This window comes from Antarctobacter heliothermus, assembly GCF_002237555.1.
Taxonomy (GTDB): domain Bacteria; phylum Pseudomonadota; class Alphaproteobacteria; order Rhodobacterales; family Rhodobacteraceae; genus Antarctobacter; species Antarctobacter heliothermus_B.
Window position 1 is genome coordinate 2420558 of record NZ_CP022540.1, and the last position, 19363, is coordinate 2439920.

At 63.5% G+C, this 19363-nt stretch carries 21 protein-coding genes and 1 pseudogene; 11 read left to right on the plus strand and 11 right to left on the minus strand.

Annotated features, from left to right (window positions below; genetic code table 11):
* Nucleotides 1-43: 43 nt before the first annotated feature.
* Nucleotides 44-1054, minus strand: a complete 1011-nt coding sequence (locus ANTHELSMS3_RS11565) for a TRAP transporter substrate-binding protein (protein WP_094034995.1) — start codon at nucleotides 1052-1054, stop codon at nucleotides 44-46.
* A 204-nt stretch (nucleotides 1055-1258) separates the two neighbouring features.
* On the opposite strand from ANTHELSMS3_RS11565, the pseudogene ANTHELSMS3_RS25980 reads away from it, so the two are divergent.
* From ANTHELSMS3_RS25980 to ANTHELSMS3_RS11575, 3 genes and pseudogenes are all read left to right on the plus strand, one after another.
* Nucleotides 1259-1576, plus strand: a pseudogene (locus tag ANTHELSMS3_RS25980) (GntR family transcriptional regulator); the annotation flags it as partial.
* Nucleotides 1577-1692: 116 nt separating this feature from the next.
* Nucleotides 1693-1932: an FCD domain-containing protein gene (locus ANTHELSMS3_RS25985; protein WP_254694925.1), complete on the plus strand. Its 240-nt coding sequence runs from the start codon at nucleotides 1693-1695 to the stop codon at nucleotides 1930-1932.
* Nucleotides 1933-1980: 48 nt separating this feature from the next.
* Nucleotides 1981-2826: a fumarylacetoacetate hydrolase family protein gene (locus tag ANTHELSMS3_RS11575; RefSeq protein WP_094034996.1), complete on the plus strand. Its 846-nt coding sequence runs from the start codon at nucleotides 1981-1983 to the stop codon at nucleotides 2824-2826.
* A gap of 162 nt (nucleotides 2827-2988) precedes the next feature.
* Here the strand turns inward: ANTHELSMS3_RS11575 and ANTHELSMS3_RS11580 are convergent, their stop codons facing one another.
* From ANTHELSMS3_RS11580 to ANTHELSMS3_RS11600, 5 genes are all read right to left on the minus strand, one after another.
* Nucleotides 2989-3492, minus strand: a complete 504-nt coding sequence (locus tag ANTHELSMS3_RS11580) for an AAA family ATPase (RefSeq protein ID WP_094034997.1) — start codon at nucleotides 3490-3492, stop codon at nucleotides 2989-2991.
* A gap of 352 nt (nucleotides 3493-3844) precedes the next feature.
* Nucleotides 3845-4597, minus strand: coding sequence for an SDR family NAD(P)-dependent oxidoreductase (locus tag ANTHELSMS3_RS11585; protein ID WP_094034998.1), 753 nt, complete (start codon nucleotides 4595-4597; stop codon nucleotides 3845-3847).
* Between the two features lie 117 nt (nucleotides 4598-4714).
* On the minus strand, nucleotides 4715-5770 hold the full coding sequence (locus tag ANTHELSMS3_RS11590) for a transketolase family protein (protein WP_094034999.1): 1056 nt from the start codon (nucleotides 5768-5770) through the stop codon (nucleotides 4715-4717).
* A 14-nt stretch (nucleotides 5771-5784) separates the two neighbouring features.
* Nucleotides 5785-6630 carry a transketolase gene (locus ANTHELSMS3_RS11595; protein ID WP_094035000.1) on the minus strand — a complete coding sequence of 282 codons (846 nt, stop codon included), beginning with the start codon at nucleotides 6628-6630 and terminating at the stop codon, nucleotides 5785-5787.
* Between the two features lie 77 nt (nucleotides 6631-6707).
* Nucleotides 6708-7661, minus strand: coding sequence for a GlxA family transcriptional regulator (locus ANTHELSMS3_RS11600; RefSeq protein WP_094037080.1), 954 nt, complete (start codon nucleotides 7659-7661; stop codon nucleotides 6708-6710).
* 55 nt (nucleotides 7662-7716) lie between these two features.
* Here ANTHELSMS3_RS11600 and ANTHELSMS3_RS11605 point away from each other — a divergent pair, with 55 nt between their 5' ends.
* The 5 genes from ANTHELSMS3_RS11605 (at nucleotide 7717) to ANTHELSMS3_RS11625 (ending at nucleotide 14309) form a co-directional block, all read left to right on the plus strand.
* The gene (locus ANTHELSMS3_RS11605) at nucleotides 7717-8877 is read left to right on the plus strand and encodes an acyl-CoA dehydrogenase family protein (protein WP_094035001.1); all 1161 of its coding nucleotides are present in this window, start codon (nucleotides 7717-7719) and stop codon (nucleotides 8875-8877) included.
* Nucleotides 8878-8934: 57 nt separating this feature from the next.
* On the plus strand, nucleotides 8935-11046 hold the full coding sequence (locus ANTHELSMS3_RS11610) for an acetate--CoA ligase family protein (RefSeq protein ID WP_094035002.1): 2112 nt from the start codon (nucleotides 8935-8937) through the stop codon (nucleotides 11044-11046).
* Nucleotides 11036-11947 (plus strand): 3-keto-5-aminohexanoate cleavage protein, encoded by a 912-nt coding sequence (locus ANTHELSMS3_RS11615; protein ID WP_094035003.1) that lies wholly within the window; start codon nucleotides 11036-11038, stop codon nucleotides 11945-11947. Before ANTHELSMS3_RS11610 ends, ANTHELSMS3_RS11615 begins: the two co-directional genes overlap by 11 nt.
* 62 nt (nucleotides 11948-12009) lie before the next feature.
* A complete protein-coding gene (locus ANTHELSMS3_RS11620) occupies nucleotides 12010-13110 on the plus strand; it encodes a Gfo/Idh/MocA family protein (RefSeq protein ID WP_094035004.1) in 1101 nt (366 codons plus the stop codon).
* 41 nt (nucleotides 13111-13151) lie between these two features.
* The gene (locus ANTHELSMS3_RS11625) at nucleotides 13152-14309 is read left to right on the plus strand and encodes a Gfo/Idh/MocA family protein (protein ID WP_094035005.1); all 1158 of its coding nucleotides are present in this window, start codon (nucleotides 13152-13154) and stop codon (nucleotides 14307-14309) included.
* 60 nt (nucleotides 14310-14369) lie between these two features.
* On the opposite strand, the gene ANTHELSMS3_RS11630 is transcribed toward ANTHELSMS3_RS11625, so the two are convergent.
* Nucleotides 14370-15239: a methylenetetrahydrofolate reductase gene (locus ANTHELSMS3_RS11630; protein WP_094037081.1), complete on the minus strand. Its 870-nt coding sequence runs from the start codon at nucleotides 15237-15239 to the stop codon at nucleotides 14370-14372.
* A gap of 103 nt (nucleotides 15240-15342) precedes the next feature.
* Between ANTHELSMS3_RS11630 and ANTHELSMS3_RS11635 the strand changes: the two genes are divergently transcribed.
* A complete protein-coding gene (locus ANTHELSMS3_RS11635) occupies nucleotides 15343-16248 on the plus strand; it encodes a LysR family transcriptional regulator (protein WP_094035006.1) in 906 nt (301 codons plus the stop codon).
* On the opposite strand, the gene ANTHELSMS3_RS11640 is transcribed toward ANTHELSMS3_RS11635, so the two are convergent.
* Both ANTHELSMS3_RS11640 and ANTHELSMS3_RS11645 read right to left on the minus strand, forming a co-directional pair.
* Nucleotides 16249-16554 carry a hypothetical protein gene (locus tag ANTHELSMS3_RS11640; protein ID WP_094035007.1) on the minus strand — a complete coding sequence of 102 codons (306 nt, stop codon included), beginning with the start codon at nucleotides 16552-16554 and terminating at the stop codon, nucleotides 16249-16251.
* Between the two features lie 168 nt (nucleotides 16555-16722).
* Nucleotides 16723-16929 (minus strand): cold-shock protein, encoded by a 207-nt coding sequence (locus ANTHELSMS3_RS11645; RefSeq protein WP_094035008.1) that lies wholly within the window; start codon nucleotides 16927-16929, stop codon nucleotides 16723-16725.
* Nucleotides 16930-17158: 229 nt separating this feature from the next.
* Between ANTHELSMS3_RS11645 and ANTHELSMS3_RS11650 the strand changes: the two genes are divergently transcribed.
* Together ANTHELSMS3_RS11650 and ANTHELSMS3_RS11655 are read left to right on the plus strand one after the other, a co-directional pair.
* A complete protein-coding gene (locus ANTHELSMS3_RS11650) occupies nucleotides 17159-17494 on the plus strand; it encodes an ArsC/Spx/MgsR family protein (protein WP_094035009.1) in 336 nt (111 codons plus the stop codon).
* The gene (locus tag ANTHELSMS3_RS11655; protein WP_089278822.1) at nucleotides 17491-17859 is read left to right on the plus strand and encodes a hypothetical protein; all 369 of its coding nucleotides are present in this window, start codon (nucleotides 17491-17493) and stop codon (nucleotides 17857-17859) included. The genes ANTHELSMS3_RS11650 and ANTHELSMS3_RS11655 overlap by 4 nt, the downstream gene beginning before the upstream one ends.
* A gap of 74 nt (nucleotides 17860-17933) precedes the next feature.
* On the opposite strand, the gene ANTHELSMS3_RS11660 is transcribed toward ANTHELSMS3_RS11655, so the two are convergent.
* Nucleotides 17934-18503, minus strand: a complete 570-nt coding sequence (locus ANTHELSMS3_RS11660; RefSeq protein WP_094035010.1) for a DoxX family protein — start codon at nucleotides 18501-18503, stop codon at nucleotides 17934-17936.
* A gap of 11 nt (nucleotides 18504-18514) precedes the next feature.
* On the minus strand, nucleotides 18515-19267 hold the full coding sequence (locus ANTHELSMS3_RS11665; RefSeq protein ID WP_094035011.1) for an HvfC/BufC N-terminal domain-containing protein: 753 nt from the start codon (nucleotides 19265-19267) through the stop codon (nucleotides 18515-18517).
* Between the last annotated feature and the right edge of the window lie 96 nt (nucleotides 19268-19363).

Below are 19363 nucleotides of genomic sequence, written 5' to 3' on the forward strand. Positions count from 1 at the left end.
TACAGAGTCCGCCGCTGTGTCACTCGTCCGTCAGATCAGGCGATCAGTCGGCTAGAAGGCCAAGCTGGCCCAGGTAGGCGCGGTGGCTGGCGACAAGCGCGGCGGCCTCGGGCGTCTTTTCGGCCCAACGGTCCCACGCAACCTGCGCGGCCGCACGGAAGTCGGCGCGGTCCTTGGCGGACCATTCATGCAGCGTCACGCCTTTGGCGGTCAGCATGGCGGCGGCCTCTGCGTTCTTTTTCTCATTCGACAGTGCGGTGTGCAGGGCAAGTTTCTGCATGGCGGTGTCGATGATACGCTTGTGCTGGTCGCTCAACCCGTTCCAGACGTCGAGGTTACAGGCAAGGTGGTCCGACGGCATCGAGTGGAAGCCGGGGTAGGTGGCATGGTTGACGATGTCATACAGACCAAGGCCCACGTTGTTGTTCAGGCCCGATGCGTCAGCACCGTCGATGATGCCGGTTTCCAGCGCGGTAAAGATCTCGGTGAAGTCCATCACGATGGGCTGTGCGCCCAGTTCCTCGAAGATCTCGGTTTCCAGACCCGGAGGCGAACGGAATTTCCAGCCTTTCAGATCCTCGGGACCGGCGAGCGGCTTGGACGAGGACAGCGATTCCTGACCATAGATCCACCAGCCAACCAGCTGCATGTTCTCGGCGTTGTAAAGTTCCTGCGCGGCGTCGTAGCCACCGCCGTAATACAGCCAGCTCAGCTGCTGCCAGGGGGTGTCGTAGCCGCCCATGATGTCGCCGACAAACTGGAACGCCGGGTTCTTGCCGGTCTGGTAAGCGCCGCCGGTCATGTCGCAGTCGAGGATGCCGTTGATGGCTGCGTCAAAGGTTTCCGTCGTGGCGACGACGGACGAGCTGTAGAAGATCTCGATGTCGATTTCGCCACCGGACATGACCTCGATGTCATCGGCGAACTGGGCGGCAAGAATGCCTGACGGATGCTCGGTCGCATAGTGGGACTGGATGCGTAGGGTGACGTCCTGCGCGGTGGCCGCGGATGCGGCAATGGCAACGGCCGCAGCCGTCGTCAGAAGATTCTTCATGTGTTCCTCCCTGCGGCGGGCTCCCCCCCGCCTGTTTTCGCTTTGGGGGCTTGCCCCTACCGGAATGGTATACCATCCAGTATTGGCACGCTAACCAAAGCCTAGTGTACAGGCAAGGAATTTTGGTATACCAAATCTCGGTCAAGCAAGGGTGCCTGTAGAGGCGCGAAAAAAAGGTGCGGATTCAGGGAGGTGGGCTGCGCCATGGTCGACGGGACACTGCCGGAACAGATCGCGACGCGATTGCGCAGGGACATCTTGCGGGGCAAGTTGCCCCCCGGGACGCCTGTCAAGGAGCGTGACCATGCGGCGGAACTCGGCGTGAGCCGGACTCCCATGCGTGAAGCGATTCGAATGCTGGCGAAAGAGGGGCTGGTGCAGTTGCGCCCCGCAAGGTCGCCCATCGTCGCCAAACCCAGCTTTGAGGAAGTGGCCCACAACATCGAGGTGATGGCCGCGTTGGAGGTGTTGTCGGTCCGGCTGACCTGTCAACGCGCCAGCGATCCCGAGATCGACGAGATCGCCGACGTGGCGAACCACATGCAGCGTGACTATGACAGCCTTGATCGGGTGGATCTGTTCGAGCTGGACATGAGAGCTTTCACCGGGCAATTGCGCGGGCGGCTGGCAATCCGGTTCTGGACGAGACCCACGGCGCGCTGCTGGCGCGGCTTTGGCGTGTGCGCTATCTGTCGGCCAGCCGGAAACGATCCCGCGACAGGGTGTTGCGCCAACATGCGGATATCGTCACGGCCCTGCGCGCCCGCGACGTAGTTGCAGCACAGACCTGTGTGCAGGCGCACCTTGACCATCTGCTGGTCAATGTTGTGGATGTGTTCGATGCCGACGAGACAGAGGACGCCCCGGTGGAGGAGTGACCTTGGATCAGTTAATAGCGGACCCTAGGAACAAGGATTGGGAAAGACATGAAACTATTGCGATTTGGCCCCGTGGGCAGCGAAAAGCCCGGCATGCTGGACAGCGACGGACAGGTGCGCGATCTGTCGGCCCATGTGGCGGATTTCGCAGGGGACGCCGTGTCGCTGGAGGCATTGGACAAGCTGCGCGCCATTGACCCCGCCAGCCTGCCGGTGGTGGCAGAGCCGGGCCGGATCGGGGCCTGCCTCGCCTCGGTTCCGAACTTTTTCTGCATTGGGCTGAACTATGCCAAACACGCCGCAGAAACCGGGGCAGAACCGCCCAAAGAGCCGATCATCTTTTCCAAGGCGACCTCGGCCCTGTCGGGCCCGAACGATGCGGTGGTGATCCCGCGCAATTCGGTCAAGGGCGACTGGGAAGTCGAACTGGGCGTGGTGATCGGTAAGGCCGCCTCTTACGTCTCTGAGGCGGATGCGCTGTCCTATGTGGCGGGCTACTGCGTCATCAATGACGTCAGCGAGCGCTCTTTTCAGGCCGAGCGGGGCGGCCAGTGGATCAAGGGCAAGTCCGCGCCGACCTTTGGCCCGACCGGGCCTTGGCTGGTGACGGCCGATGAGGTCGCCGATCCGCAGAACCTGAAGGTGAGTTTGGATCTGAACGGCGAAACGGTACAAGACAGCGACACCTCGGACATGATCTTTACCGTGGCCGAGATCATCAGCTACATGTCGCAGTTCATGCTGCTGCAACCCGGCGACATCATCGCCACCGGCACGCCGTCGGGCGTTGGACTGGGCATGAAGCCGCAGCGGTTCCTGCGTCCGGGCGACGAGATGGTTGTACGGGTCGAGGGGCTGGGCGAGCAGCGGCAGACCACGGTCGCCGCCGACTGAAACCCGCGACTAGAACTGCTTGGTTTCGCGACAGGAAAGGCCCTCCACGCGGGGGCCTTTGCACGTCGGGGTGAATGTGAAAGGTTTCTAGGGTCGGAGCACAATGGCCGCTCCGAGCCCATCTTTACCGAATGCTGCACCATCAACGAAGGTCCGGTTAACTCAAAGCTTCACGTCACCATGATGCAGCACGATATTGAATCCTTCCTTTGGAGAGGGAGCAACGAAGTACTTTGAAATCTGTCGAAATTGCTCTTCGGTTGCAGCAAACGGATGATCACCTTGCGCATTGCGAGCGTGAAGTCGTGCGATACAGACTTCGTCAGGGACATCTAATACGTGAAGTTGATGTGCAGCCGTTGTTTGTTCCAAGATGCTCCGCATCCAGTCACGCGACGCAATCGTGTTCGCCTGGAAGTCCAAAACGACAGAAACTCCCTCATTCAGCAATGATACGACGTGCGGCCCCATGACCTCACGATATTTCGACATGCACCGCATGTAGTCTGACATCGAAGACATTTCTTCAGAATAGAGACCATTCAGCCAATCGTCTTCAGCAATCGTCACAGTTCCAGCCGCACGGCTAAGTTCGGCAGCCAGTGTGGATTTGCCAGAAGCAATTTTTCCGCACATCAGGTGCAGGGTTGGTGTTGTCGAGGACATTTGAATAACCTTATTCGGCGCGGCGCGCGCAATTGACGTTCAGAGATGAGTTACCCGGTCCGGTCTTCAGACCGGGGTGGTAATTCGATTTTGGCCCAGACGGCCAAATTTCTGAACGAAGGTTTTCATGCTCATTTACTGGCACGTGGGCTTGTCAATGTCTATCGGTAGAGCGGACATTCAACGGTATTTTCCTAAAGCGGCTTTGTCCCGCTGAGCGGGCATTAAGCCCGCAAGGCTCCCAAGAATTTTTCGGGAGCCTTGGCCCGACATGCCTTCGCGGTCGCAAGCGGTTGCGCCGAATGCTGCACTGCGAAGGGTAGGGGCTGGCCCACGTGGGGGACTCTTCGCGTCAGTGGATCAGAGAGCCGCCGTTTACGTCCACCTCGGAGCCGGTGACATAGGTCGAAAGATCAGAGGCAAGGAACAGGCAGCACCCCGCCACATCGCTGGCCGCGCCCGCCCGGGCCATGGGTATGCCGGCGAGGATCTGTTCCATCATCTCGTCGGTCAGCTTGCCTTCGGTGATGTCGGTGGCGATGAACCCCGGGCAGACCGCATTGGCACGGATGCCTTCGGGGGCCAGTTCGCGCGCCATGGCCTTGGTCAGGCCCAGCACGCCGGCCTTGGCCGCTGAATAATGTGGCCCGCCAAAGATGCCGCCGCCGCGCTGGGCGGATACCGACGAGATGTTTACGATGGTCCCGGTCTTGCGGTCGCGCATGTGCGGGATCAGCGCTTGAGCCATGTAGAGCGTGCCGCGCAGGTTGACGTCTGTCACCGCCTCATAGTTCTGCGGCTCGATCTGCATCAGTTTCAGCGGCTGGGTGATGCCGGCGTTGTTGACGAGGATATCGATGTGCCCGAAGGCGTCGATGGCCGTCTTTGCAGCGGCGTCACACTGCGGTTTGCTGGTGACATCGCAGGGCAGGCCGATGTGGCCCTCGCCCGGAAGATCAGCGGCGGCGGCGCGGGCGGCCTCGTCATTCAGGTCCAGAATGGCGATGCGCGCGCCGTGGTCGGCAAAGAGTTTGGCAGTCGCCTTGCCAAGGCCGCGCGCGCTGGCGGCACCGGTGATCAGAGCGGTCTTGTGTTTCAGAAGCATTGTTTTTCCTGTGGTTGGCCGGGGAGGGGGCATCATGCCAGAGGCATGCTTTCAGCATGGCCCCCGCCGCCTATTGGGCGACTCCCCCGGGATATTTCTGGACAGAAGAAGCACAGGTCAGAGCCAGGATTTGACCCGGGTGGTGATGGCGTTGACCGACAGTCCGTATTGATCGTGCAGCGTGGGAAGGGCGCCCGCGTCTAGGAATTCATCCGGCAGCGCGATGGTGCGGAACGTGGGGTGGATGTCCGCGCGCATGAGGTCTGCGGCCACCGCTTCTCCCAGCCCGCCGACGATGGTGTGGTTTTCCAGCGTGACGACGAGGCGGCCGGTCTTGGCGGCCTCGGCGCGGATGGTTTGGGTGTCCAGCGGTTTGATCGTGGGGACGTGCAGGACAGCGCAATCGGTGCCGTCCTTTTTCAAGGCTTTGGCCGCATCCAGGGCGCGCATGGTCATGAAGCCGGTGGAGATAAACAGCACGTCCGACCCGCCGTGGATGACCTGCGCCTTGCCCAGTTGGAATTTGTAGCCGTATTCACCCAGCACGTCCGGCACCTGCCCGCGCAGGAGGCGCATGTAGACCGGGCCGGGATGATCGGCGATGGCGTGTGTGGCCTGCGTGATTTCCGTGGCGTCGCAGGGATCGACGATGGTCAGGTTGGGCATACCGCGAAAGATGGCGAGGTCTTCGGTCGCTTGGTGGCTGGGGCCGTAGCCGGTGGTCAGGCCGGGCAGGGCGCAGACGATCTTGACCGGCAGGTTCTCCTCGGCAATCGCCATGATGATAAAGTCATAGGCGCGGCGTGAGGCGAAGACCGCGTAGGTGGTGGCGAAGGGGGTGAACCCCTCACGCGCCAGCCCGGCGGCGGTCGAGATCATGACCTGTTCGGCCATGCCCATCTGGTAGAAGCGGTCGGGGTATTCTTTGGCGAAGACATGCAGGTCGGTGTATTTTGACAGGTCCGCTGTCAGGCCGACGATGTCGTTGCGGGTTTTCGCCAGATCGCAGAGCGCATGGCCAAAGGGGGCCGCGACGGTATTGCGACCCTCGGCATCCAGCGAGGCGATCATGGCGGAGGTGGTCAGGCGCTCACCCGTGGCTGAGACGGGCATGGTGCGGGGCGTGGATTTGGGTTTACGGCGGGAGTGCGCGCCGATGGGGGCGTTGGTCATGGCGGTGCTCCTGTTCAGGCCGGGATTTGCGCGTCGAGATGGGCAATGGCGCGGGCCCATTCGTCAGGATCGACCCGCACGAAATGGGTGATTTCGCGCTCTTCAAGAAAGGGCACGCCTTTGCACATCTGGGTGCGGCAGATGATGACGCGGGGGCGCGGTTCGGACAGGTTGCGAGCGGTGTCGAAGGCCGCGACCAGCGCGTCCATGTCGTTGCCGTCGACCTCTTGCGCGTGCCAGCCGAAGGCAGCCCATTTCGGGGCCTCGTCGCCCTTGGCCAGTGCCTGTGTCGTTGGCCCGTCGGCCTGCTGGTCGTTGAAATCGACCACGCAGATCAGGTTGTCCAACTGGTGGGACCGGGCGGCCATGACCGCCTCCCAGGTCGAGCCTTCGCCCAGTTCGCCGTCCGACATGAGGTTGTAGACAAAGGCAGGGTTGTTCTTGCGCTTCAGACCCAGCGCCGCGCCCACGGCGATGCCAAGGCCGTGGCCCAGAGAGCCGCCGGTGATCTCCATCCCCGGTGTGTAGGCGGCCATGCCGGACATGGGCATGCGGCTGTCGTCCATGCCGTAGGTTTCCAGCTCATCCTCGGGCAGGATGCAGGCCTCGATCATCGCGGAATAGAGCGCGATGGCGTAGTGGCCGATGGAGAGATAGAAACGGTCTCGCCCTTCCCACTCCGGGTCTTCGGGGCGGTAGGTCAGCGCGTGGAAATAGTTGACCGCCAGCACGTCGGCGACGCCAAGCGCCTGTCCGATGTAACCCTGTCCCTGAACTTGAGCCATGCGCAGCGCCAGCCGCCGGATCGACCAGGCACGCCGCATCAGGCTCGTATTCGAGCCGTCGTGGAGCGTCGTCATGCGCCTCCTCCCCTGTTCGTCTTTTTGTTGGATCGGACTGTGACAGCTAGCAGTCGACGGGGCAAGGGTCTTGGCGGTCAGTCCCGTTGGCGCAGGGTCCGAGGCGTTGCGCCGAAGGTCGCGTGAAAGGCGCGGGCCAGGGCCGAGGCATCCTCGTACCCGCAGCGGGTGGCGATTTCGCTGACCGAGAGGGTGGTCTGTTCCACCAGCCGCCGCGCCGCGTTCAGACGCAGGGCGCGGTAGGTGGCGCCGGGACCGCGGCCCAGAACGGTGCGAAAGCGGCGTTCCAAAGCGCGCGAGGTGACGTTTAGGCGGCGGGCGACGGCAGCCACCGGCAGCGGCGCCTCGACGTTGCGGCGCATGATCGACACTGCCGCCTCGACCAGCTGGTCGTCGCTGAGGCGCGGGGGCAGATCGGCGGGGGCGGGGCGTTCGCCATGCATGAACAGGGCCGCCACCTCTAGCCGCAGCATTGGGCCGTGGTGTTGTCCGATAAGGTCCAGCATCAGTTCAAAAGCGGTGGTGCCGCCGCCGCAACTGAGGATGTCGCCGTCGTTGACGACCCGTTCCGGGCGCGCCTCGACCTCTGGGAACGTCTCTGCGAAATTGTCCAGCTCATCCCAGTGCAGGGTGGCGCGCCGCTCGTCCAGCAGGCCCGCCGCAGCAAGCAGCCAGCTGCCCATGTCCAGCCCCGCCAGCGTGCCGAAGCGCCGCCGCGCCGCGCGCAGGGCGCGCAGGGTGTCCGGCCCTGCCTGCGCCTGAAAATCGTAGCTGGGCAAAAGCAGCAGGTAGTCGCCGCCGGGATGGCGGGCGAGGCTGTCCTCTGGCGTGACCGGCAGGCCGGAGGATGACGTCAGCGTTTCCCGTGTCAGGCCAAGGAATTGCCAACGGTAGAGCGGCCTGCGCGCCAGTGTGTTGGCAGCCCGCAATGGCTCGATCGCGTTGGCAAGGCACAGGTTGGAGAAGTTCGGAAACAGCAGCACGCCCACGGTGCGTGTCGCATTCTGCGGAGTATCGGGGGCGTTCTGCATATCCATCCCCGCCGATCTACTCTCTAGTAACACCATCACGCAAGCGGAGGGTGCCATGCAGTTCGGATTGAGCGATGAGCAGGAGATGATCGTCTCTACCGTGCGGAGTTTTGTCGAGAACGAGATTTACCCTCATGAGGCCGAGGTGGAGCGCACCGGAGAGGTGCCGCCGGGACTGGGCGAAGAGATCAAGCGCAAGGTGCTGGATCTGGGGTTCTACGCCTGCAATTTCCCCGAGGAGGTTGGCGGCGCGGGTCTGAGCCATCTGGATTTCACGCTGGTCGAACGGGAGTTGGGGCGCGGCAGCATGGCGCTGACGCATTTCTTTGGCCGCCCGCAGAACATCCTGATGGCCTGCGAAGGTGAGCAGAAGGAACGCTATCTGCTGCCCGCCGTGCGGGGCGAGCGGATGGATGCGCTGGCGATGACCGAACCGGATGCCGGGTCGGACGTGCGAGGCATGAAATGCGCGGCGGTGCGGAACGGCGGTGACTGGGTGGTGAACGGCACCAAGCACTTTATCTCTGGTGCGGAACATGCCGATTTCTTTATCGTTTTCATCGCGACCGGCGTGGATGAGACGCCGAAAGGTCCGAAGAAGAGGATCACCTGTTTCCTCGTGGATCGCGGCCATCCGGGCTTTGCCGTGCGCGATGGCTATAACTCGGTCTCGCACCGGGGCTACAAGAACTGCATCCTCGAATTCACCGATTGCCGCCTGCCGGATGCGCAAGTTCTGGGCGCGGTCGATGGTGGTTTTGAGGTGATGAACGAATGGCTTTATGCCACGCGGCTGACGGTTGCCGCCTTCAGCGTGGGGCGCGCGCGGCGGTGTTTCGATTACGCGGTGGACTATGCCGCGCAGCGCAAACAGTTCGGGCAGGCGATTGCCAAGTTTCAGGGCGTGAGCTTTCAGGTTGCTGACATGATCTCTGAAATCGACGCTGCCGATTGGCTGACGCTGGCGGGGGCCTGGCGGCTGGATCAGGGCCTGCCCGCGAACCGCGAGATCGCCTCGGCCAAGGTCTATGCGACGGAAATGCTGGCGCGGGTGACGGACACAACCCTGCAGATTTTTGGCGGCATGGGGCTGATGGATGATTTCCCGATCGAGCGGTTCTGGCGCGATGCGCGGGTGGAGCGGATCTGGGACGGGACCAGTGAGATTCAGCGTCATATCATCGGCCGGGAGATTTTCCGGCCGCTGGGGGCGTGACGTTGGCGGGGATGGTGGGTTGGAACCCCACCCTACGCGCGTTGGGAGGGTTGGGTCATGCCTGACATGTCGCGCCTGTTGCACCCACGCTCCATCGCCGTGATTGGCGGCGGGGCGTGGTGTGCCAACGTGATCCGCGAGTGCCGCAAGCTGGGCTTTGACGGGCCGGTCTGGCCGGTGCATCCCACGCGGGCCGAGGTGGGCGGATTGCCCGCCTTTGCCCGGATCGAGGATCTGCCCGGCGTGCCAGACGCGGTCTATATCGGCATCAACCGCGCGGCGACGGTGGAGGCGGTGGGGGTCCTGTCCGCGATTGGCGCGGGCGGGGCGATCTGCTTTGCCTCCGGCTTTGCCGAGGCGCAGGCGGAACTGACCGATGGCGGCGAAGTGCAGGCGGCGCTGTTGGCGGCGGCGGGGGATATGCCGGTGCTGGGGCCGAACTGTTACGGGTTTTTGAACGCACTGGACCGCGTGGCCCTGTGGCCGGACCAGCACGGGATGGTCCCGGTGGAACGGGGCGTGGCGATCCTGTCGCAAAGCTCGAACGTGGCGCTGAACCTGACCATGCAGAGGCGGGGCCTGCCGATCGGGTTTCTGGGCACCGTGGGCAACCAGGCGCAGGTCGATCTGAGCGCGCTGGGCATGGCGCTGCTGGAAGATCCGCGTATCACGGCGCTGGGCCTGTATATCGAAGGCATCAAGGATGTCCGGGGCTTCGAGACGCTGGCAGCGCGGGCGTGGGCGCTGGGCAAACGCATTGTGGCGCTGAAGCTGGGTGCGTCCGAGCAGGCCAATGCGGCGGCGGTGTCGCATACGGCGTCGCTGACCGGCACCGATGCGGGCGCGCGGGCGTTTTTGCGGCGGATCGGGGTGGCGCAGGTCACGTCGCTGTCAGCGCTGCTGGAGGTGTTGAAGATCCTGCACGTGGCCGGGCCGTTGTCGTCGAACCGGGTGGTGTCCGCCTCCTGTTCGGGCGGCGAGGCGAGCCTGATGGCGGACAGCGGGTTGAGGTATGATGTGGTGTTCCCCCCGTTGGGGGCGGTGCAGCGTGAGAGGTTGCGCGCGGCGTTGGGGCCCAAGGTGGCGCTGGCCAACCCCTTGGATTATCACACCTATATCTGGGGCGACGTGCCCGCGATGCGGGCCTGTTTCGGCGCGATGATGGCCGGGGTGGATCTGGGCCTTGGGGTTGTGGTGTTGGATTTTCCGCGTGGGGATCGCTGTTCGGCGGCGGATTGGGATCTGGTGATCGAGGCCTTGGACGGGCTGGGCGGGCCGGTGCCGATGGCGATCCTGTCGAGCCTTGTGGAAACTATGCCAGAGGCGGTGGCAGAAAAGCTGGTGGGTTTGGGCATCGTGCCGTTGTGTGATGTGCCTTCGGCGTTGGAGGCGGTCGCAGCAGCGGCGTTTCTGGGCCAGGAAATAGAGCCCGTGCCGGTGCTTTGGGAGAATAGGGAGGGGGCGCTGCCCCCGTCGCCTGCGGCGTCTCCCCCGGGATATTTTCGGACAGAAGAAGCGCAAGGTGGCGTGTTGAGTGAGGGTGTCGCAAAGCAGGCTTTGGCGCAGGTGGGCGTGCCGGTGCCGGGGGGCGCGCGGGCATTGACACCTGTGGCGGCGGGGGAGGCGGCGGCGCGGATCGGGTTGCCGGTTGTGTTGAAGGGAGAGGGGTTTGCCCACAAGAGCGAGGCCGGGGCAGTCCGGTTGAATTTGGCGTCTGTGCCCGAGGTTGAGGAGGCGGCTTTGGCGATGCGCGCCTCTGGCTATCTGGTCGAGGAGATGATCACCGGGGCGGTTGTTGAACTGCTGATCGGTGTCATGCGCGACCCGGCGCACGGGTTCGTGCTGACGTTGGGCGCGGGCGGTGTCTGGACCGAGATCCTGGGCGATACGCAGAGCCTGCTGTTGCCGGTGACGGCAGAGGACGTGCGGGGCGCGCTGGGACAGTTGAAGATTGCGCCGCTGCTGGCGGGCTATCGCGGTGCGGCGGCGGACATGGACGCCATTGCCGGGGCTATTCTGGCGGTGCAGGCTTTTGTCGTGGCCCATGCCGACCGGATCGAGGAAGTGGAGATCAACCCGCTGCTGTGTACGCCTGACCGGGCGGTGGCGGCGGATGCGCTGATCCGTTTGCGGAATATCGAGATAGAGGGAGGCGAAGATGCCGCTTGAGATGAACAAAGAGGTCTTTATCACCTGCGCGGTGACCGGGTCGGGTGGCACGCAGGACCGCAGCCCGTATGTGCCGCGTTCCCCGCAGCAGATTGCCGAGAGTGCGATTGACGCCGCCAAGGCGGGCGCGGCGGTGGTGCATTGCCACGTGCGCGATCCGGAAAGCGGCGCGCCCTCGCGCGATCTGGCCTATTACCGCGAGGTGACGGACCGCATCCGCGACGCCGAAGTGGACGTGGTGCTGAACCTGACCGCCGGGATGGGCGGCGACATCACCTTTGGGTCGACCGATGCGCCGTTGCCGGTGAACGCGGCTGGCACCGACATGGTGGGTGCAGCAGAGCGTGTGGCGCATGTCGCCGCATGCCTGCCGGAGATCTGCACGCTGGACTGCGGCACGATGAACTTTGCCGAGGCCGATTACGTCATGACCAACACGCCCGGCATGCTGCGCGACATGGGCGCGCGGATGACGGCGCTGGGGGTCAAGCCGGAGATCGAGGCCTTTGACACCGGCCACCTGTGGTTCGCCAAGGAGCTGGTGAAAGAGGGGGTGCTGGAAGGGCCCGCGCTGGTGCAACTGTGCATGGGGGTGCCTTGGGGCGCGCCGGATGACCTGAACACCTTCATGGCGATGGTCAACAACGTGCCGGATGACTGGTGCTTCAGCGCCTTCGGTCTGGGGCGCAACCAGATGGCCTATGTGGCGGCAAGCGTGCTGGCGGGGGGCAATGTGCGTGTCGGGTTGGAGGATAACCTGTGGCTGGACAAGGGGGTGCTGGCGACCAACGCTCAACTGGTCGAGCGCGCCGTCGGCATCATTGAAAACATGGGCGCGCGCGTGATTGGTCCCTCAGCGGTGAGAGAAAAGCTGGGGTTGGTGAAGCGCGCGCCGAAATAGGTCCTGTCCCCCTGCTGGCGCCCCGGCAAGGCTTGTCGGGCGCTAACGGGGGAGGGGTTCGCATGGCTCGGATCGGGATAGGCATTGTCGGTGGCGGCTATATGGGCAAGGCCCATTCCGCCGCTTTTGCCGCCGTTGGTACGGTGTTCGAGACACGGCTGAAGCCGCGACTGGTGTCTATTGCCGGGGCGTCGTCGGAAAGTGGCGCGCGCTATGCCGAGGCTTACGGGTTTGAGCGCGGCGCGCGTGACTGGCGGGCCATGGTCGATGATCCCGAGGTTGAGGCGGTGGTGATCGCGTCACCGCAATCGACGCATCTTGAGATAGCAACGGCGGCCTTTGAAGCGGGCAAGCCGGTGCTGTGTGAAAAACCGATGGGACTGGACGCGGCAGAGGCGCGGGCCATGCTGGCGGCGGCAGAGCGGGCCGGCGTGGTGCATTCGGTGGCGTACAATTACAGCCGGACTCCTGCGACGCAGTTCGCGCGGAAGTTGATTGGTGAGGGCGCGCTGGGCCGGGTGCATCATCTGCGGATTGAACACACAGAGGACTTTCACCTGACCTCGATCCTGCCGCCGTGGCGCTCGCAGGGCGAGGCGAATGGCTGTTTGGGGGATTTGGCCCCGCACCCAATCAACGCGGCGCTGGCACTTGGCGGACCGATAGCGCAGGTCTTTGCAGTGATCGAGACGGTATTCCCCGAACGCAACGGCGTGACGGTCACCAATGACGATCAGGTTCTGATGACGCTGCGGTTTGCCAGTGGGGCGACTGGGCATCTGTTTGCCAGCCGTGTCGCGACCGGCAAGAAGATGGGCTATGCCTATGAGGTGACTGGGGAAAAGGGCGCAGTACGGTTTGATCAGGAGGATCAGAACGCGCTGTGGGTCTGTGATGGCGAGGCCCCGGCAGAACGGGCAGGGTTCACCAAGGTCCTGACCGGCCCGGCGCATCCGGATTACAAACCCTTCTGCCTCGGCCCCGGACATGGCACCGGCTATCAGGATCAGATCATTATCGAGGCGAAGGATTTCCTGACCGCCATCGACAGTTGTGCGCCGGTCTGGCCAACCTTTGCTGACGGGGTGGAGGTGCACCGGGTCATTGCGGCGGCGCGGGCCTCTGCTGCGTCCGGCGGATGGGCGCGGGTCAGCAATTTTTGAGAAACACGAGCCATGCGGGCGGCGTGGTGGGAGGAGAGAGTATGGCGAAACTGTTGTGGGGCATGATTGGCGGCGGTGAAGGCAGCCAGATCGGTCCGGCGCACCGGTTGGGCGCGGGATTGGACGGGGCTTTCGACTTTGTCGCGGGCGCGCTGGACCACCGGCCCGAGGCGGGGCGGGAGTACGGACAACGGCTGGGGCTGGCGGCGGACCGCGCCTATGGCGACTGGCGAGAGATGTTAGAGGGCGAGCAGGGGCGCGACGACCGGATTGATCTGGTGACGGTGGCCACGCCCAATGCCACGCATTTCGAGATTACCAAGGCCTATTTGGAGGCGGGGTTTCATGTGCTGTGCGAAAAGCCCATGACCATGACCGTGGAAGAGGGCGAGGAAATCGTCGGCCTGGCCCGTGAGACGGGGCGCATCTGCGCGGTGAACTACGGCTACACCGGCTATGCGCTGGTGCGGCACATGCGGGCGATGGTGGCGCGTGGCGATTTGGGCAAGGTTCGCATGGTGGTGGCGGAGTTTGCCCACGGCCATCACGCAGATGCGGCGGACGCGGACAACCCGCGGGTGCGCTGGCGCTATGATCCGGCGCAGGCGGGGGTGTCGGCGCAGTTTGCCGATTGCGGCATCCACGCGCTGCACATGGCAAGCTTTGTGATCGGGCAAGAGCTGGACCGGCTGTCGGCGGATACGGTGTCCTGTATCGAGAGTCGCGTGCTTGAAGATGATGCACAGGTGAACCTGCGCTTTGACGGAGGTGCTGCGGGGCGTTTGTGGACCTCAAGCATTGCGCTTGGGCGTCAGCACGGGCTGACCTTGCAGGTCTTTGGTGAAAAGGGCGGGCTGCGCTGGGCGCAGGAGCAGCCTAATCAGCTTTACTGGATGCCTCTGGGCGGTCGGCTGGAGGTGATGGAACGGGGTGGGCCGGGTCTGTCGCCCGAGGCGGATCGCGCGAGCCGGGTGACTATGGGGCATGCGGAGGGGATGCCGTTGGCCTTTGCCAATATTTACGCCGATCTGGCCGAGGCGATCCGTGCCCGCAAGGAAGGGCGCGATATGGACCCGGCCGCGGATCTGTATCCGCGCGCAGAGGACGGGCTGCGGTCGATGGCTGCCGTCTTTGCGGTGGCTGAAAGTGGCCAAGGTCAGGGCGTCTGGATGGACGCCCGTCCGCCGATGTTCCGGTAAGGGCGAGGGGTGGCCCCGGGCCAGGCCCGGGGCGGGATGGTCCTGCGGCGCGGTTTACGCTCAGGCGACTTGTTCGAAGTTCACTTCGGGTGTGACACCCAGCGCGAAACAGACATCGCGGGTCAGTTCCGGGCGGTTCAGGGTGTAGAAGTGCAGCTTGTCCACGCCGCCTTCGATCAGGTCGGTGCAGAGCTCTGAACAGATCGCGGTGGCCAGCAGATCCTCACGCCCGTCACGTTTGGCCTTTTCGAACGCGTCCGAGACCCACGCCGGGATATAGGTGCCGCAGCTTTCGGCAAAGCGGCGCGCGCCATTCCAGTTTTCGATCGGCAGGATGCCGGGGACCAGTTTGGAGGTGTCGATGCCCGCCTTGGCGCAATCGTCGCGGAAGCGGAAAAACGTGTCCGCCTCAAAGAAGAACTGGGTCAGGGCCTCTGTCGCGCCGGCGTCCAGCTTGCGCTTGAGCCATTCGATGCTGGCCTGCTGGCTGTCAGCCTCGGGGTGGGGGTCAGGATAGGCGCCGACGCGCTGGGTGAACTTGCCGGTTTCGGCCAAGGCCTCGATCAGCTCGATGGAATTGGCAAAGCCGTCGGGATGCGCCTCAAACCCGGCAGACCCTTTGGGCGGATCGCCACGCAGGGACACGATGTCAGTCACACCAGCCTCGGCAAAGCCATCGGCAATCGCGAGGGTTTCGGCACGGGTGGCGTTCACGCAGGTCAGATGTGCCGCCGTGCGCAGGCCGGAATGTTTGTGCAGCGTCGCAACCACATCACGGGTCAGATCACGGGTTGTGCCGCCCGCGCCATAGGTGACAGAGACAAAGCGCGGCGCCAGCGGTGACAGAACCTGCACCGCGTCCCAAAGGCGAAAGGTCGCCTCGATGTTTTTCGGAGGGAAAAATTCGAATGAAATCTCTGGGCGCTGCATGATGGACGAGTCCTGTGTTGAGTTGCCGCCCTTGTCGCACATACTGCATTGTGAGACAAACTCATAAATCTCAAGATCAACATGAGGCGGACACTGGTTTCCCATGCATATCGAATTCCGGCACCTCCGGACCATCAAGGCGATTCATGACGCGGGCGGTGTCGCGCGCGCAGCGGAGCAGCTGAACATCACGCAATCCGCGCTCAGCCATCAGATCAAGGGGCTGGAAGATCAGGCGGGGGTCGAGCTGTTTGTGCGGCGCTCAAAACCGATGAAACTGTCGGCTGCGGGCAAGCGCCTGTTGCGGCTGGCCGAACAGGTTCTGCCCCAGGTCGAGGCCTTGCAGGATGAATTTGAGGGGTTGCGGTCGGGCAAGGCAGGGCGGCTGCACATCGCCATCGAATGCCACGCCTGTTTCGAGTGGCTGTTCCCGGTGTTGGAAGGGTTTCGCAAGAAATTCGGCGATGTGGACGTGGACATCCGCCCCGGACTTGCCTTTGACGCGCTGCCCGCGTTGATGAAGGAAGAGGTGGATGTGGTGATCTCCTCTGACCCGGAGGATCTGGCGGGCGTGACCTTTGTGCCGCTGTTTGAGTACAGCCCGGTGTTTGTGGCCTCGGCTTCGCACCCGTTGGCGGAAAAGCCATTTATCGAGGCCGAGGATTTTCGCGGTCAAACCCTGATCACCTACCCGGTGGAACGGTCGCGATTGGATATTTTCAGCCAGCTTTTGACCCCCGCCAAGGTGGAACCGGCGGCGATTCGGCAGGTCGAACTGACGGCAGTGATCCTGCTGCTGGTCGCCTCGAACCGGGGGGTGTCAGTGTTGCCGGATTGGGTTGTGCGCGAGGTCAAATACAGTTCTGACTATGTGACGCGCCCGCTGACGGAACAGGGACTGACACGGCGGCTGTACGCGGCGGTGCGCACCGAAGACCTTGAAAAACCCTATATGCAATTGCTGGTCCGGCTGGCGGGCGAAGAGGCGCGACGCCTGCAAGAGGCGTGATCAGCAGCTTTCCCCGGCCTGCGCGCGGGCCAGATCCCAACGGTCGGCATAGGCCATGCCCGGCACAGGATTGTGCGGTGCGCTCATGACCTCGGCCGTTTTCTGGGCAAAGCAGGCGCAATTGACGCCGCTCAGGGTCGCCCGGCAAAACGCCGCCGGATCAGCCGGGGCCGACGCCGCGCCATAGGGCGGTGGCCCGCTGGGGGTCAGGCCGCCCTCTGTCAGCGGCGGCAACGTGCTGACCCCGGCCACCAGCAAGGCGACGGTGGCCAGAATCGCAGCATAGGTGATCCACTTGAACGGCATGTCGGTCTCCGGAAAAACCAACGCAATACGCAGGCCTGCCGTCAGGGTACAGCGATCAGCCCCGGCGGCGAAGCGCCGAGTCCTTCGGTTTTTCCACAAATGCCGTGGACACAGCGGGCGGGGGTGCAAGTCCGACATTACGTCCCCGCACCGCACGCGACCCGCCGGTCAGAGCAGTTGCAAATCCGCCGCCATGGAGCGCCCGTCGCGGCCTTCTCGCAGTTCAAAGCTGACCTTCTGGTTGTCCGCAAGCCCGGTCAAACCGGACCTTTCCACCGCAGAGATGTGGACAAAGACGTCTTGGCCGCCGTCGTCCGGTGCGATGAACCCAAATCCCTTGGTGGTGTTGAACCACTTCACGGTGCCCGTTGGCATGTGTCCCGTGCTCCTGTTCCTGTTCTTTCACACATCCCGACAAATCGGTCAGGACGGTCACATCCGGCGGTCAAGGTCGCGAAAACTGCACGCCCCCGACATCTGGCGGCCGAAAGTCACGCGTTCCAGACTAACGCGGATGGGTGGAATACCAGAGTCCCACCCTCGCATTTCGCCGAAAGGTGGCCTATCTCACCACAAATTGAGAGAAACTGCCAAAGGAATACGCATGATCATCTACGGGTTGAAGACCTGCGATACTTGCAGAAAGGCGCGCAAAGCCTTGCCGGGGGCGGCTTTTGTCGATGTCCGCGATGAGGGGCTGCCGGGCGACGTCTTGGACGACGCGATGGCGCAGTTCGGCGAAAAATTGCTCAACACACGGTCAGCAACTTGGCGTGGACTGGATGATGAGGCTCGCGCGTTGCTGCCCGCCGAGTTGATCAGGCGGCATCCGACGGTCATGAAGCGGCCTTTGGTCGTGGACGGGGCGCGCATGGTGCTGGGCTGGGACAAAGCTGCGCAGGCCGCACTGGGCGTGACGGGGCAGGAGACAGGAACATGAGAAATGCGGCATTGACGCTGGGCATCATCGCCGGTGTGATTGGCATGATCGTGGGTTTTTTCGGGTTCGGCTATACCGAATTGGTCAAGAATGTCGGCGAGGTCGAAGAGATGTTCGGCATGTTTGATGACCCGGCGACGGTGCGTACGGTGTCGATCCTTGCACCGCTTTTGGCCATCGCGGGTGGGGCCATGGCCAAGGCGCGCGCGCTGTGGGGCGGGTTGTTGCTGCTGGCCTCGGCGGCGGCGATGTTTCACGCCTTCGGGTTCAACGTCTTTACCATGTTTCCCATCGCCTTTGCCGGTCTGGCCGGGGTGCTGGCGCTGGCCGCGGGCAAACCGGACGAACCAAAGGCGCATTTCTGAGACGTGCCCTGACGAAGGAAAGATGGGGGCGCCCCTGGTTGCCATCGGCAACGGCGCCCAGTCCACCGTCCCCCTCAGACCACCGTGACGGCGCGCGGTCCCGCGTTAAGACCCAGTAGCCGGTCGATGGACAGCGCGCCTGCGCCCTTGATGACCAGAATGGCAAGGCCAAAGATCCAGAGCGTCCGCTCGTCAATCAGCTCATACCGCGTGTCGAAAAGTATTCCCGGTTTGCCGCCATGCCCGGTCACGTCGACAAAGGTCTGCACCACGACAAAGCCGATCATGCCCAATGCCGCCAGCCGGGTGAACAGCCCGATCACGATCAACAGCGGCAGCAGCCATTCGGTATAGGTTCCGGCATAGGCCACCAGATCATACACAAAGCCAAGCTTGGCCGTGTTATATCCCGCCGCCTCAAAGGCTTTTGGGAACATCTGCGCATAGGTGCCCGATTCCAGAGTGAAGAAATCAAAGATGCCTTCCTCTCCTTTGCGGTCCCAAACCTTGGTCCCGGCGGAATTCCAGTAGTAGCGCAACAAGGTCGCGGCAAAAACCAACCGCGCCAGCAGAGGGATCAGGTGATCGCCCATACGCTCGACAGGGGCAAAGATTGTGGCGTGAAGGGAGGTCAGGCGGTCCATGTCAGGTCTCCTCAAGCAGTGCAAAAGTCGGAAATCGCGCCCTGCTGCAACAGCAGCGTCAGGGTCGCGGGCAAGTCGAAATCGGCACCGGCAGACGTGACTGCCGCACCAAAGGTCAGCCCGCGCAACAGCGCGTCGACAAAATCCGCACCACCTTGCGGCAGCAGGTGCGGCGTGGGGTCATACTCAGCGCGGGTGATCAACACATCCTCGGCGCGCGCCTGTGGTTTCGGCTGATCCGGCCTCAGGGTGAACCGATAGACAGACAGAACCGGCCAACGCGACCGCACCACCTGCACCGAAGGCGCAAGGACCAGACGCGCTGCCATCAGCGCGGCCTCATCCAATAATGCCAACCGCCCGCTCTCAAAGACCGCCGCATCTGCGGCGTGATAGCTGCGCCGCATGGCCAGCTCTAACCGCGCCACATCACCCAGATAGCCGATGCCACGCAGCGCCTCGATCCCTTCAAGAAAGGCCGGAAAGCCCGCGCCATAGTGCATCATCAACGGTGTCACAGGCGGATCGCTGCGCAAATACATCCCCGCCGAGCGCGCAAAGTTCTCTGGCCCGATCAGCTTGGCAACCGCCGGAAAACCGGCCTCCAACGCCTCTCGCAACGCCACCGCCACGTTGTTTCGATACACATCATAGCGTCGGCCGGCGGGGCGGCCCGCACCATCGGTCAAACCGCCGGGGATCGCCACATCGGCGCGCAGCAATCCCATACGAAACGCCGCCTCAGCTGTGCTCGCCTCAGCCATTTGGACAGCCGCCGGGTTTCTTCTGTCCAAAAATATCCCGGGGGAGTCGACCGAAGGGAGACGGGGGCAGCGCCCCCTTGACGCGGTTCATCAAGC

Coding starts and splice junctions, on each gene's coding strand:
- ANTHELSMS3_RS11565 (WP_094034995.1), bottom strand. CDS start 1,054: ATGAAGAATCTTCTGACGACGGCTGCGGCCGTTGCCATTGCCGCATCC.
- ANTHELSMS3_RS11575 (WP_094034996.1), top strand. CDS start 1,981: ATGAAACTATTGCGATTTGGCCCCGTGGGCAGCGAAAAGCCCGGCATG.
- ANTHELSMS3_RS11580 (WP_094034997.1), bottom strand. CDS start 3,492: ATGTCCTCGACAACACCAACCCTGCACCTGATGTGCGGAAAAATTGCT.
- ANTHELSMS3_RS11585 (WP_094034998.1), bottom strand. CDS start 4,597: ATGCTTCTGAAACACAAGACCGCTCTGATCACCGGTGCCGCCAGCGCG.
- ANTHELSMS3_RS11590 (WP_094034999.1), bottom strand. CDS start 5,770: ATGACCAACGCCCCCATCGGCGCGCACTCCCGCCGTAAACCCAAATCC.
- ANTHELSMS3_RS11595 (WP_094035000.1), bottom strand. CDS start 6,630: ATGACGACGCTCCACGACGGCTCGAATACGAGCCTGATGCGGCGTGCC.
- ANTHELSMS3_RS11600 (WP_094037080.1), bottom strand. CDS start 7,661: ATGCAGAACGCCCCCGATACTCCGCAGAATGCGACACGCACCGTGGGC.
- ANTHELSMS3_RS11605 (WP_094035001.1), top strand. CDS start 7,717: ATGCAGTTCGGATTGAGCGATGAGCAGGAGATGATCGTCTCTACCGTG.
- ANTHELSMS3_RS11610 (WP_094035002.1), top strand. CDS start 8,935: ATGCCTGACATGTCGCGCCTGTTGCACCCACGCTCCATCGCCGTGATT.
- ANTHELSMS3_RS11615 (WP_094035003.1), top strand. CDS start 11,036: ATGCCGCTTGAGATGAACAAAGAGGTCTTTATCACCTGCGCGGTGACC.
- ANTHELSMS3_RS11620 (WP_094035004.1), top strand. CDS start 12,010: ATGGCTCGGATCGGGATAGGCATTGTCGGTGGCGGCTATATGGGCAAG.
- ANTHELSMS3_RS11625 (WP_094035005.1), top strand. CDS start 13,152: ATGGCGAAACTGTTGTGGGGCATGATTGGCGGCGGTGAAGGCAGCCAG.
- ANTHELSMS3_RS11630 (WP_094037081.1), bottom strand. CDS start 15,239: ATGCAGCGCCCAGAGATTTCATTCGAATTTTTCCCTCCGAAAAACATC.
- ANTHELSMS3_RS11635 (WP_094035006.1), top strand. CDS start 15,343: ATGCATATCGAATTCCGGCACCTCCGGACCATCAAGGCGATTCATGAC.
- ANTHELSMS3_RS11640 (WP_094035007.1), bottom strand. CDS start 16,554: ATGCCGTTCAAGTGGATCACCTATGCTGCGATTCTGGCCACCGTCGCC.
- ANTHELSMS3_RS11645 (WP_094035008.1), bottom strand. CDS start 16,929: ATGCCAACGGGCACCGTGAAGTGGTTCAACACCACCAAGGGATTTGGG.
- ANTHELSMS3_RS11650 (WP_094035009.1), top strand. CDS start 17,159: ATGATCATCTACGGGTTGAAGACCTGCGATACTTGCAGAAAGGCGCGC.
- ANTHELSMS3_RS11655 (WP_089278822.1), top strand. CDS start 17,491: ATGAGAAATGCGGCATTGACGCTGGGCATCATCGCCGGTGTGATTGGC.
- ANTHELSMS3_RS11660 (WP_094035010.1), bottom strand. CDS start 18,503: ATGGACCGCCTGACCTCCCTTCACGCCACAATCTTTGCCCCTGTCGAG.
- ANTHELSMS3_RS11665 (WP_094035011.1), bottom strand. CDS start 19,267: ATGGCTGAGGCGAGCACAGCTGAGGCGGCGTTTCGTATGGGATTGCTG.